The sequence below is a fragment of the Clostridium nigeriense genome, from assembly GCF_050585245.1.
GTDB classification, from domain to species: domain Bacteria; phylum Bacillota; class Clostridia; order Clostridiales; family Clostridiaceae; genus Clostridium; species Clostridium nigeriense_A.
In genome coordinates this window covers 219,522-231,880 of record NZ_JBNOOF010000002.1, presented here as the reverse complement: position 1 = coordinate 231,880, position 12,359 = coordinate 219,522, and the positions used below count along the sequence as shown (strand labels likewise).

The 12,359-nt window shown below is 26.0% G+C and carries 12 protein-coding genes; 2 read left to right on the top strand and 10 right to left on the bottom strand.

Going from position 1 to position 12,359, the window contains the following annotated elements; genetic code table 11:
• Position 1: 1 nt before the first annotated feature.
• From ACQPUY_RS04465 to ACQPUY_RS04450, 4 genes are all read right to left on the bottom strand, one after another.
• A complete protein-coding gene (locus ACQPUY_RS04465) occupies positions 2-895 on the bottom strand; it encodes an ABC transporter permease (RefSeq protein ID WP_430839726.1) in 894 nt (297 codons plus the stop codon).
• 16 nt (positions 896-911) lie between these two features.
• Positions 912-1,835: an ABC transporter ATP-binding protein gene (locus tag ACQPUY_RS04460; RefSeq protein WP_430839725.1), complete on the bottom strand. Its 924-nt coding sequence runs from the start codon at positions 1,833-1,835 to the stop codon at positions 912-914.
• Complete coding sequence (locus ACQPUY_RS04455; RefSeq protein ID WP_430839724.1) at positions 1,835-4,240, bottom strand: hypothetical protein; 2,406 nt, start codon at positions 4,238-4,240, stop codon at positions 1,835-1,837. The genes ACQPUY_RS04460 and ACQPUY_RS04455 overlap by 1 nt, the downstream gene beginning before the upstream one ends.
• Positions 4,241-4,581: 341 nt before the next feature.
• Positions 4,582-5,505, bottom strand: a complete 924-nt coding sequence (locus tag ACQPUY_RS04450) for a DUF2935 domain-containing protein (RefSeq protein WP_430839723.1) — start codon at positions 5,503-5,505, stop codon at positions 4,582-4,584.
• Positions 5,506-5,729: 224 nt separating this feature from the next.
• On the opposite strand from ACQPUY_RS04450, the gene ACQPUY_RS04445 reads away from it, so the two are divergent.
• Together ACQPUY_RS04445 and ACQPUY_RS04440 are read left to right on the top strand one after the other, a co-directional pair.
• Positions 5,730-6,359, top strand: a complete 630-nt coding sequence (locus tag ACQPUY_RS04445; RefSeq protein WP_430839722.1) for a hypothetical protein — start codon at positions 5,730-5,732, stop codon at positions 6,357-6,359.
• A gap of 309 nt (positions 6,360-6,668) precedes the next feature.
• On the top strand, positions 6,669-8,138 hold the full coding sequence (locus ACQPUY_RS04440; protein ID WP_430839721.1) for a hypothetical protein: 1,470 nt from the start codon (positions 6,669-6,671) through the stop codon (positions 8,136-8,138).
• A gap of 125 nt (positions 8,139-8,263) precedes the next feature.
• Here the strand turns inward: ACQPUY_RS04440 and ACQPUY_RS04435 are convergent, their stop codons facing one another.
• From ACQPUY_RS04435 to ACQPUY_RS04410, 6 genes are all read right to left on the bottom strand, one after another.
• Positions 8,264-8,989 carry a glycerophosphodiester phosphodiesterase gene (locus ACQPUY_RS04435; RefSeq protein ID WP_430839720.1) on the bottom strand — a complete coding sequence of 242 codons (726 nt, stop codon included), beginning with the start codon at positions 8,987-8,989 and terminating at the stop codon, positions 8,264-8,266.
• Positions 8,990-9,274: 285 nt separating this feature from the next.
• Positions 9,275-9,892 (bottom strand): superoxide dismutase, encoded by a 618-nt coding sequence (locus ACQPUY_RS04430; RefSeq protein WP_430839719.1) that lies wholly within the window; start codon positions 9,890-9,892, stop codon positions 9,275-9,277.
• A gap of 73 nt (positions 9,893-9,965) precedes the next feature.
• Positions 9,966-10,343, bottom strand: coding sequence for a zinc ribbon domain-containing protein (locus ACQPUY_RS04425; RefSeq protein ID WP_430839718.1), 378 nt, complete (start codon positions 10,341-10,343; stop codon positions 9,966-9,968).
• 298 nt (positions 10,344-10,641) lie between these two features.
• Positions 10,642-10,839 (bottom strand): hypothetical protein, encoded by a 198-nt coding sequence (locus ACQPUY_RS04420; RefSeq protein ID WP_430839717.1) that lies wholly within the window; start codon positions 10,837-10,839, stop codon positions 10,642-10,644.
• Between the two features lie 175 nt (positions 10,840-11,014).
• A complete protein-coding gene (locus ACQPUY_RS04415; protein WP_430839716.1) occupies positions 11,015-11,188 on the bottom strand; it encodes a (2Fe-2S)-binding protein in 174 nt (57 codons plus the stop codon).
• Positions 11,189-11,315: 127 nt separating this feature from the next.
• Positions 11,316-12,218, bottom strand: coding sequence for an AEC family transporter (locus tag ACQPUY_RS04410; RefSeq protein ID WP_430839715.1), 903 nt, complete (start codon positions 12,216-12,218; stop codon positions 11,316-11,318).
• Positions 12,219-12,359 lie beyond the last annotated feature (141 nt).

Genomic DNA, 12,359 nt, shown 5'->3' with positions numbered 1-12,359 from the left:
GCTACTCCTTTACCTTCTTATTAGCCCTTTCTTTTTTAATTCCATTAAATAATCTTCTATTATTTAATGGATTAAGTTTTCTTGCAGCTAAAAAGATAAATATACAACTCAATACTAATTGTATTCCAATACTAATATAATCTGCATATTTAGAAATACCCATCTGATCTATAAAATAAAAAGAATTTCCACCAAATCCTACTTGATTAGATAACATTACAAAAAATCCAGTAGCAGGACTTAAATATACAATAGGCGATACTGTTGGAGTTTTTCCGTTATACCCCACTTTATACATACTAAGCATTACCCAAATATAAGCTATAACTATTGTTCCCACAAATACAAATAATACCAATGCATATGTTAATGATGTTGCTGCCTTAGATGTTTTAGAATAAGTAGAAATAAATACACCAATAGATCCAACAAATATTGTGCTTATAATAAATGAGCCAACTAAAATTAAAATATTACTTAATTTTACACCACCAATTAACCCACAAATTGAGTATAAAGGAATTGTACAAAATATTAACATTATTACCTTTAGCGATGAGGCTGAAAGCTTCCCTAGAATTATTTGAAGTGGGCTCAATCGTGTTGATAATAAAATATCTAATGTTTGTTTTTCTCTTTCTGAACAAATTGAAGTTGCTGTTAGTGATGGCACTATAAACATTAATAATATCGCTTGAATTATTGCCATTGTAATATAAAGAGTAACAGCTACTTGTGGATTTATTCCTGAAACATACACATCTGAACTATAGCTATTATAAAATATTAAAGTTCCTGCTGATAAAACAACAATATATATTAATATCATTAATGAAAACCTTGGTGTTCTTACCGATAGCTTACTTTCATTTCTTAAAACTGGATTAAATTTCATCTTACTTATCCCCCCTCTATTTATCGTCCTCTGTTATTTGAATAAATACTTCTTCTAAATTACCTGCTGACTTACTATAACTTATAACTGGAATATCTCTAATTACTAAATCCTTAAGAATATTCATCGCTTCTTTATCTCCACCAACAACATTTATAGTAATTTTATTACTATCAACTGATATTTCTTTAACTTCTGTTTTTTCTTTTAATAATGCTATTGCATCCTCAACTCTATCCATAACTGTTATATTTATAGGTGCTGTACCAGATGCCATAAGCATAACTTCTTCTACAGTTCCTTCACATACTATAGTTCCATTTTTGATAATTCCAATTTTAGTGCATATTTCTCCAAGTTCAGATAGTATATGAGAAGATACTATTATAGTTTTTCCCATATCTTTTAGATTTTTTAGTATTCCCTTCATTTCAAATCTAGCTCTTGGATCCATACCTGATGCTGGTTCATCTAAAATTAATATCTCTGGGTTATGAACCAAACATCTAGCTAAACATAATCTTTGCTTCATTCCTCTAGATAATCCATCTACATTTGCATCCCATTTATCTTGAAGATTAACAAGCTCTAATAAATCCATAGCTAACTGTCTTGCCTCTTCTCCGACTATCCCATATATAGAGGCATAAAATTCTAAGTATTCAATAGCTCGTAAATTATCATAAACTCCGAAAAAGTCAGGCATATAACCTATTTTATCTTTTAATTCTTTATTATTCTTTATTGCATCTATTCCATCTACATAAACTTCTCCACTATCTGGGGAAAGAAGCCCTGATACTATTTTCATAGTAGTACTTTTCCCAGCTCCATTTGGTCCTATAAATCCGAATATTTCGCCTTTTTCTATTTCTAAGTTTAAACCATTTAATGCTTTAAAATTACCATAAGATTTTTCAAGATTCTTTATAACTAGCATTATCTTTCCCTCCCCTTAACAGTAATTATTGGTATCATAGATTGCCCCTTAGTATCATCTACCACATATTTAACTTTTGTAGTATTGTTATTTATATAGTTAGATAAATCTTTAATTTTCTCATAACCTTGCGACATTAAAATTTTGTCATAACTATCTGTATTATAGTTATAGATATATTTTTCAGCATTATCATCTCCAGAGTATCCATATCTGTCTGTTCCTCTTTTAATAATTAAATCTAAAACTTCTATATTATTATCTATTTTATAGCTAAATATCACTTCACCCTGACCATATATATAGCCATTATATTCATCTATATGAACATTAGTTGAAGATGATTCTATAACGCCCTCAAAATATCCATCTGGGAAATTATAATCGCCGTTCTTATCCTTAAAGTCTAATTCTGCATCTTGAATTATTGCTGTAGTATCAAACTTAGATATTGATTTATTTCCAAATTCAACTCCATATTCTATAGGTAAATCAGTTATTGCAACTAACTTAATATCTTTATTAATAAGAATTTCATCTGAAGCTGCCGCAATTAAATTTGAAATTCTTAGTATATTTTTAAATTCCTCTGATTTTAATTTCTCTTTATTATTCCATCTAGCATCATAATACTTTTGACTTAATGTGTCTGAATATGCTTGTAATCCGCCTGAACCTGCAACTTTTAAATTTGTTATTTCCTTTTCTTCATCTTTGCTAATGGCTCCCATATCCCAAACACTTTTTCCTGCCACAAGTAATAATCTTTTTATGTCATATCCTAAAGTATTTTTTACTTTTCCATTTAAGTTACCCTCTGATAAATTAAAAGATGTCTCAATTATAGGAATAACTTGCTCCTTGCCAACAACTTCAAAAGACTTCATATCTAAAGCATCACTATTATTGAATGTAAAATAAGAATTGTTACCACTATAGGTAGTCTTAACTCTTAATATATCACTTACTTCTTCTTCTTGATTTCCATAATAATAATTATCATTAGTAGAGTAATTCATAGTTAAATCTTCTGGCTTTTCAATAATTACATCAGACTTATATTTTGCACCTACACCCAAATATCCCTTTGTAGTTCCTTTTCCATCTTTATCTACAGATATTATATTATTTTGATTCAGTACAATATCATTAACTCTTGAAGATGAACCCATAAAATAAATTATTAATGTAAAAACTATAGAAAAAATAGGAATTACAATCCAAGTTAAATCTCTTTTATTAATTTTCTTTAAAACTATATAAGAAATAATTCCTATTATTGCTGCATATAATCCCAAAACAACTATTAAAGATTTAACACCTACTATTTCATTTATAGGAATAGTTTTAGTTAATTCACTTATTTTATAATAACCAGGTGTATATCCTCCATACATACTATTTTCAAAAAATTTACTTATAGTATCTAATATAATATTATTAAAGAATTTACCTGCATCTTCTGAGGATATTAAAGGCTCTAAACCTAAATCAAAGGTTGAAACTATTATCTCTCCCTTACCCCTTTTTATAGAATAAGCTAATGGCTCCTCATCAGTTCCATACTTTATTTTAGAATCCTTAATTTCTAAATCAGATATTATTAGATTTAAGTTATCATCTACTAATTTTGTATTTTTTTCATTAGTTCCATTTGATTTTATGCTTAAAAAATCACTATCTATATTTCTAATAGTTTTTCCTTCATTAGCTCCAGAACTGATTATTAAAGTACCACCTTTATTAACCCAAGAGTTTAAAGCTGTATATTGTTCATCCTTTAAATTAGACATATTATAATTGTTAATAAGAATAATATCTAACCCATCTATGTTTAAACTATTTTCACCAATTATCTTTTCATCTAATTGAACTTTTTCAATTGTTCCTTTATATTCAGTACTATTTGGATTATCAAATGTTATACTTCCTGTATAGCTTAAAGATGTTTGATCATCTGTTAGAATCCCCATAAATAAATTAGATTCACTTACTCTTCCATTTGATATTAAACTTTTCTTTTCAAATAAAACTTTTCCATCTTCAACAAGATTAACTGTTATCTTACTAGAACCTTCTAATAGTTTTATTGGAATAGTTACTTTTCCTGTTTCTCCTTGTACAACTGAAATTTCCTTGCTATAGGCATCATAAGTAGAAGTATATGAGCCACTTGTTCTAATTTCTACCTCCCCATTAAAATCCTTTTCACTACTTGTAAATTCAACAGTAACAGGAATATACTTTAAAGCTCTGTACTTCCCTTCTAATCCCGAGCTAATTTTGACTTCATAAGCTTCATTTTCATTAGTAGCAGCCTTTACAGTTAGATTGCTAAAATATAAAGTAGTAGCTAATAAAGCCAAAAACATTACTAATAAGCTCTTTTTTAAAAATGCTTTCATTATTTTTCCCCCTAAGTTACAATTTTGCATGCTTTAATTCTAGACTAAATAATAAAATTTTATCTTAACAAATTCTTAAAATTTCCTTATTTTAATCAAATGAATTAAATATACATAATATAATCACTATCATATTAATTTTACTATTATTTCCTTATTTTTACTATAATATGTTAAAATTTTATATTTTTATAATAATATTTCAAAAATAAGGTATATATCAGTTAACTTATTCCTTCACTTCAAACCAATATAAGATTATACCTGCTCACTTAAGAGCTTAATTCAATAAAAAATGCAGTATATAAAATTCATTAATAGAAATTTATATACCGCTAAAATTACTTATTATACTTTTCTTTATAACTATTTAATAAACGTATATAATGATTAGCCTCTCTTAACACATGGTCTGCTAAAAGTGGTAGTATTATAGATTTTATTTTGCACTCTTCTATTCCTTCTGTTCCAGCTTTTTTAAAATCTCTTAATTTAATTGTCTCCATTAACGTTTCATCACTAACACTTGAAATTGTTGCACTAGTCATATTTTTCGCTTTTTCAATTAAATCATAATACTCTTTTGCAAATTTATCTGAAGTATTTATTAATTCATCTTCACTAGGATCTAATAATCCTCTAATAAATAAAGCATGTTCCATCATAATTTGATCCCAAAATAGCTCTGTTCCTTTAATGTCCTTTTTCTCAATATCTTCATCATTTTCAATATCATATACATAAGAACGATATAAATTAGCCTCACGTAATATATGTTCAATTAACAATGGATAATTTGCCGTAAATAGTTTGCACGATAACATTTCATTTAAAACTCTAGTCTTTAAATCTATAAGTCCATCTAGTAATTTCAAAACTTTGTTATTAAGTTTTTTTACTGCACTTGTTGTTTTATGATCAAATTCTATGTCTTTTTCACTTTTTAATTTTAACTCCATAGCAGTTATTTTAGAGTTTATTTCTATTCCTGTATAATATTCTGTTTTTCTTTCAGTACTTAAAGTATGATCGGTTATAATCTCTCCAGAATCTAGGACAGATCTTCTTATATTTCCATTGCTTAATTTAACTGCCTCTAATAACACTTTTTCAAATTGTACTTTATAATCATCAGCTTCCTTAGAAAGTTTAGTGTTCTTAGGTGTAAATCCTGCTTCTAAAAAAAGAGAGTGCTCCTTCATTATTCGAGCAAAAAATAAGTGTAGCTCTAAAGACAAAAATACATATCTTTTACGGTTTAGCATAGCTTCCTCCAAAAAAATTTCTATACTAAATATATTTTAAAATTTAACTTTATATTCGCAATAATACTTAATTTAATCAAAAATAATATGAAACCTTACCTATATATTTTTTCATAAGTCAAAATTTTTAAGTTATTTTAACAATCGAACAAATACATCCTACTTTGCATAATATATAACATAAAAATATGTCTTCAAATGAAAAAGTTTAAAGGAGAATCTATATGAAAAATATTAAAGATATTATGAAAGATATGAATAATATCGGTCAGCAAATTACAGAAACAATAAACAATGAATTAGAAGCAGACGAAGAATTAGAAACTGCCGAAAAAGTAACTGGAAATTTAGAAGTAAAAGTTCAAAGGCATCCTTCATGTTCTGCTAATCATTCAACTACATGTGCTACTATAGACTCTAATAGCCGTGAAATACCATTTTGTTTTTCAATAGCTATACCAGGAAATTTTATTCCTAATACTTCTGTATCGCCTAAAATTCTTATAGATCCAAGCTGCTTAAAAGCTATAGTTGATCCATGCTCTTGTAATGGAATTCCAAGATGGGACATAAGAATTATCGGATCCATTCCATTTATTATAAATATAAGTATTGATAATTCTGGAGCTTGTGCTTATCCTAGTGATTCAAATATATCTGCCTGTTATTCTAATAGTGCTAGTGTAGATAGAGTTATTGGTAGTAAATGTATTTATGAAGATGCTATAATTTCTCGTTCTAAAATTATTTTTAATTCAAGTACCCTTTCTGTTTCCCCAATTTCTCAAACATTTAATAAGGGAGAATACTTTGTAAAAGTAACAGGGGCCTTTATACTTCCAGATTGTCCATAGCAACAATTTAAAAGCTAGCAGTAGTTTTTAATTGGAAATATAATTAATAGCCCAATAGTAAAAAAGAAGTAAATACGTTATATTAGTTGCTCCGTCGCAAACTCCAAGTCGCCCTAACATAACATATTTACTTCTACAAACTAAAGGTAATAATTTCTCATGCTTCGGAATTATGAATTTTTATTCCGTCGATACGCTCCAAATCACCCTGCTAAGATATTTTATCACTTCAAAGCTAAAAGAAAGAAATTAAATTAAATATTAATTGCATATTCTATACCAGTATAATTAATTAGAGAGGTAAATTAAATGATATCTATAAAAAAAGACATGTATTTTTTAAAACAGTCTGATGGTACTATATTGAACTTTGCATATGATGAAAGATTAGGAATTATTTATAAAATTTATCAAGAAGACAAATGGTCAAACTATAGTGTATTGACTAGAGAAACTACTGGAAAATATTCAGCAGAATTATTACAAAATGATAAAATATGTATTATATATGAAAGCCTTACTGGACAATTAATTATGAAATTATTTAATAATTCAAAATGGAAAAGTCATTATCTCGTTACCACTTCCGATAATGAAAAAATAGATATTTACTTTAAAACTATAGTTAATAATAATAATTTATTCTTATTTTATAGTATTTATAACAAAGATAAAAATATAGTAAGTATATACTCTAATTTAATTGACGAAAAAGGTAATTCGAATTCTCAATCATTAATTGATCAGATTAATTTAGAACATAATATACTTTTTTCTCTATGTACAACTAATGATAATAACATATATATTATGTATCAATTAAAAGAGAATAAATATATTCTTGGATATAAAATATTTAATATAAATTCTAGAAGTTGGTCCGAATTTTATAAAATTGATTCATCACTCTTCCAATTTGAGGAATATAGTTTATTATATTTTAAAGATAATTTTCATTCTATTTATACAAAGACAGATGATAACAAAAGTAATTTTCTTAATTATTGCAAAGGAAATTCATCTTCTCATAACTATACTACAATTACAAGAAATAAAAATATAATCACTTCTTCTTTATTTGTAATAGGCGATTATATTTGGTGTTTTTGGCTTAAAAATAATGAGCTTATTAGTACTGTTTCTCTTAATGAAGGTGCATCCTTTAGTAAGCCTTATCAAAGTGATATAATACACTCCTCAACCCTTTATAAAGTAGCATATATATCAAATTTTTTAGAAAATAATCACACTAAGCATATGGGAGAAGTATTTATAGAAAATATAAGTTCTCCTAATCTTTTATTAATAGATACTATTTTTGGATTAATTGATGAAAGAACAAAAAATACTAGCTACTCGTTTTATCTTCACTATTTTATATCAACATCTAAAGTGAATAAGGATATTCCTAGTAAATCAAATAATATAATCACTAAAATAGATTCCACAGAAAAGGATTTATTAATTAAAGAGCAAAAAGATACTATTGAAAAGCAAAAAAACAAATTATTATCCTATGAAAATAAATTTAATTCTATAAATGAACTTGTAACCATCTTTAATGAAAATAGCCTTCAGCTATATGAAGGTGTATCAACTCTTCAAGATAATTTAGAGGATAAAGAAAAAAAATATGGTGAGTTAAGAAAAATATATTATGAAAAAGAAACAGAACTAAAATTATTAAAGAGCGAACTAAAAAAAATCACCTTACAGAAATCCAGTGCTTTTGATATAAAAAGACTATTCACTAAATTATTTTCTTCTAGTAAAGATTAACTAAGCTCAATAAAAATATAGTAAAATTTATAAAAAGTTAATATGATGTGAAATATAGTATTGATTGTTATAGTCTACTATAAAACTTTATATCAATATTATATTTCACATATAATATTTAATACTTAAATATTATTTTCTTGTAATATTTCATTTAATAATTCTGGATAATCTGTAAAAGCTCCATCTACATTGTTTGCAATAAGTAATCTCATAAAAAATGGAATATTTACAGTATATATATTTACCATTAAATTATTTTCATGAGCTTCTTTAATTAATTTCTCAGATACAAGTATTAAATCAGGATGAATTGCATCAACTCCTAATGATTTTGCATATTGAACTACATCCTTTATAGGTTTTTTATATAAAATACCAGTCTTTATTTTACTTATAGCTTTTACTTTTTTAATAGACTCATGATTAAAGCTCGATAATATAATTTTATCCTCTAATTTATATTCATTTATTAAATTAATCACATCTTCTTCAATATTGGGATATGGAATAATATCTGTTTTTAATTCTATATTTAATAATATATCTTTATCTTTAATTAAGTCTAAAACCTCTTTTAACGTTGGAATACGACACTCCTCATTATCTCTAAAAAGTTTTTTCCTATTCTTAAAAGATTTTAATTCTGCTAAAGTAAAATCCTTAACTAAGCCCCTTCCCATAAAAGTACGCTCTATATCTTCATCATGTATTACTACTAGTTTATTATCTTTACTTTTATGAACATCAATTTCTAATCCCTTCGCCCCTGATTTTATCCCTTCCTTTAAAGAAAGTATTGTATTTTCTGGATAATCAGAGCTTGCTCCTCTATGGGCAAAATTAATCATAATTCTCGTCTCCTTATAAAAAATCTAATAATACAATTATACTATAATAATTAAGTTAAATTAGTACTAAAATAAATATCGTTATAAGTTTACAAAAAATAAGTAAATATGTTATATTAGTCGCGACCTCGCAAGCTCCAAGTCGCCCTAACACAACATATTTACTTCTACAAACTAAAGGTAATACTTCCCAATTCCTCGGAATTATGAATTTTTATTCCGTAGCTCTACTCCAAGTCATCGCAAAATTAATAGGTGCACTTCAAAACTGAAAGAAGGAATTTATTAAATGTTATGACAGTCTTCGTAAAGTCCTTCAACCTTTTCCCAATCTATTACATTCCATATGTTTTTAACATAATCTGCTCTTAAATTCTTATATTTTAAATAGTATGCATGTTCCCAAACATCAATAGTTAAAATAGGAATTAGATTATCCATAACTGGTGAGTTTTGATTTACTCTTTTAACTATTGATAATTTTCCTTCCTTATCTTTAACTAAAAAGCCATAACCAGATCCAAATTGACTTATAGCTGCATTAGTTAATTCTTCTTTTAAGTTTTCTACGCTTCCAAAGGTTTTATTTATTTCTTCTAATAGCTTACCTTCTGGATTTTTCTTTGGCGTTGGCGAAAGTATTGAGAAGTATAAGTTATGGTTAGATACTCCACCTCCATTATTAACAACTGCTGGTCTTATTTCTTCTGGTAAATCTTCTAAATCCTTTATTAATTTATCCAACGTTTTTCCTTTTGTATATTCTTCATAACCCTCTAAAGCCTTATTTAAATTAGTTTCGTACGTTTGAAGATGCTTTTCATAATGTGTTCTTACTGTTTCCTCATCAATATATGGTTCCAATGCATTAAATGCATATGGTAATTCAATCTTGTTATACATAAATATTTCTCCCTTCAAATTAACGTTCTTATCTGTTAATTTATCCATTTTTTTAATATCTATGCACATAATACTATTTCATTTTATTTCCACAATATGGGCAATATTTATAATTACTACTAACTATTTTTCCACAGTTACTGCAACCAATATTATACTCATGATACTTATTTACTTCCTTCAAGTCCCAGTATGTAATTTCTCTATCTTCTCCTCTTTCTAAAGCCTTTCCTTTATCTTTAGAAATTGAAAATAAAGTATTGCATTCTTCACATATTACAAAATATTCTTCATTCCATTTAAATATTGGTAAAAAGAAAAAATGAAAAAAGCTATAAGATTTTATTAATTTTCCTCTAGTAATTCTATTACAAGATTTACAAGATAATTTATCAATAGCTTTTATTTCTTTTTCTTTGCTTTCTATACCGAAAATCCCTATAAAAAACATATAATCCTCCTTTGTTAAATATTATTCTGTTATTTATTTTATCATTAAAAAAGATTTGCCAAAATCCTATAACTTAAAAATCCAAATAATTTTCTAAGAATAAAATAAATAAGAAGTTAGACTATATTTATTCCTAACTTCTTATTTATGACTTACTATATACTTTTATCTGATTTTTGCTTCTATCATATACTTTTATATTAACTAAGTTAACTATATCTTTTTTACTAAATTTATTTATCATTAAGATATACTCCTCTTTAATTATTTTGAAGTTAAGTATAAAAATAATGATAGATTATCCCTTCTTATTGTTTAAATCATACTTAGTCCTATTCCAAATATTATAGATATCCTTTTCAATCTTTCTTGTTAGTTGCTTTTTTTCTTCTTCAGTATATGTTCTCGAATTATTAATACTTTGCTTCATATAAAATAGCTTTCTCACTGCTTTATTAAAACTACAGTGCTTACTAGCATCTACTTTTAACATCATTTTCTCTCCCCCTTATAATTAATTCTTTATTCTATTATAAAATGAATAATTGACAAATTCGTTACACTTTATTCCAATTTAACATATTTAATCAAATCTTAATAATTTATGATAACGTTTAAATTCAGTTTCTTTATTAGGAGCCTTAGAACTATCTAATGCTCCTATATAAAAATTATTTATTTTCTTCAATTAAAGCTTCAATTTTTCCTCTACATCTACCAGCTTTGCAGAAACCTGTACCTGCTCCAGTAGCTTCTTGAACCTTTTCAAATGTATCTGCGCCTTCTTTTATAGCTTTAACTATTACATCTTTTTCTACGCCTTTACATAAACAAACTAAATCCATATTCTTCACCTCAAACTCTAAGTTGTCTCTATTTTGCTATTTATAAAATAAATATTTTATTATAACTTATATTAATTATAGTATATTTTTTGCACAAATAAAAGTTTTTAATTAAAAATTAGTGATTCTAACTAATAATTCTCGCAATTATTGGTATTGTAACTATAGATAACAAAGTAGTTATAAATACTACTATTGCTGAATACTCTTTTTCTTTATTAAAGTCTGCCGCTAATATTGACGTCATAGCAGCTGCAGGCATAGCTTGTATAATTATAATTGTATTTATTATATTAGAATTATCCTTTAAAACAACTTTAATTCCAATTAATATCAATGGTATTAAAACTAATTTAATTAAAGATCCATAGTACACAGATATTTCTTTAAAAGCATCTTTTATATTTACTTTTGATAATATGCTTCCTACTATTATCATAGAAATTGGTGCTGTCATATCTCCTACTATTTTTGTGGTATCTAATATAGCTGATGGTAATTTTATATTAACTATCATCATAGGAATTCCAACATACACTGCAATTATTGCTGGATTTACTAGAACCTTTTTTATATTTTCTCTTGATATTTTATCTGAAAAAATCATTATTCCATAAGTCCATAGTACAATTGTAAATACCATATTGAATATTGATGTGTAAACTACCCCCTCTGCTCCATACAAACTGTTAATTATAGGAAACCCTATAAAACCACAGTTTGAAAATACATTAGCAAAATGTAAAATCTTTCTCTTTTCACTTTTCATAGGTATTAATAAAATATAAGAAATAATTCCACCAATAGCCATAAAAACTATACTATATATAAATGATGATAAAACATTTCTTGACATTCCTTCACTAAAATCAAATGTAAATGAATTGATTACTAACAACGGTAATGTTATTTCTAAAAGTATCCTTCTTAGTCCTCTATTTACCTCTTCATTAATTATGTTTTTTCTTGTTCCATATACCCCAATTAATATTATTAAAAATAACGAGATAATTTTATTAAATACTAACATTTTCCTCTCCTAAATAAACTATTTATATAATAATATACTCTTAATTTACTATAAGTATATAATTTTTATTGTTTGATATTATATTAAAGTATAAATATTCATTGTATAAGGGAATAATTATCTCTAATCTAGTAAGAGTCA